Here is an 872-nt window from a genome sequence, read left to right as displayed (position 1 = left end):
GTCGCCGTCCGCGAGCGCGTCCGCCAGGCGCTTGAGGACCACGATGCCGACGCCGTCGCCGCCGACCAGCCCGCCGGCCCGGGCGTCGAAGGCCCTCAGTACACCGTCCGGTGCCTGGATGCCGACCTCGTCCGTCCCCTCGACGCCCTCACGGCGCGCCTCGCCGACCGTCTGCGCGACGACCCCGGCGCCTCCCTCGCGGACGTCGCCTGGACCCTCCAGACGGGCCGCTCCGAACACGGCAGGCGGCGGTACGCGGTCGTCACCTCCGTCCCCGACGCCGTGCGCGTCCTCTCCGGAGAGGCGCCGGACCGGCTCGTGACCGCCGCCGGCGAGTCCCGCCCGCGCCCGGTGCTCCTCCGGTTCGCGCCCCCGGCCGACCCGGTCGCGGAACGGGCGGTCTGGGCGCGGCTGTCCGCCGCCGACCCGGAGTTCCGCCGGGCCGTCGAGGAGTGCGGCGCCCCCTCCCCCGTCGCGGACGACGCCGAGTCCTGCGCCGCGCTCGCGTTCGCGGGCCGCTACGCCCTCGCGCGCGACTGGCTCCGCCGGGGTGCCGGACCCGCGGGAGTCGTCGGCACGGGCCCCTGGTGCGCGGCGGCCCAGTCGATCCGGGCGCCGGCGAGCCACAGCGCCCCGAGCACCTCCGGCACGGATCGCGGCCCGTCCGGGGCGCGCGCGGGGTCCACGTCCAGGACCGGACGCCCGCCGTCGCCCGTCGCCGGCGCGGCCGTCGCAGGCCCGCGCAGGACGCCGACCCAGTACGCCGGATCGGCGGCCTCGGCCGCCGAAGCCGCCTTGCCGTCGTACGCGGTGCGCAGGGCCAGGACGGGGGGACGGGGCCGCGCGCGGCGTACGAGTGCGGCGAGGCGCTC

General features: G+C 80.2%; 2 protein-coding genes. One reads left to right on the top strand and one right to left on the bottom strand.

The genetic code is table 11. The features are described from left to right. Window positions 1-240 (bottom strand): beta-ketoacyl synthase N-terminal-like domain-containing protein (locus EAO71_RS39545; protein ID WP_187282981.1); only part of this gene is annotated, 240 nt, incomplete at its 3' end. Between EAO71_RS39545 and EAO71_RS40225 the strand changes: the two genes are divergently transcribed. Continuing rightward, window positions 172-872, top strand: a 701-nt coding sequence (locus EAO71_RS40225) for a CurL C-terminal domain-containing protein (RefSeq protein ID WP_459112792.1), incomplete at its 3' end; no start/stop codon positions are given. The two genes, EAO71_RS39545 and EAO71_RS40225, sit on opposite strands and share 69 nt — an antisense overlap.

It is taken from the genome of Streptomyces sp. MS191 (assembly GCF_008042125.1).
GTDB lineage: Bacteria > Actinomycetota > Actinomycetes > Streptomycetales > Streptomycetaceae > Streptomyces.
This window is presented reverse-complemented; position numbering and strand designations above follow the sequence as displayed.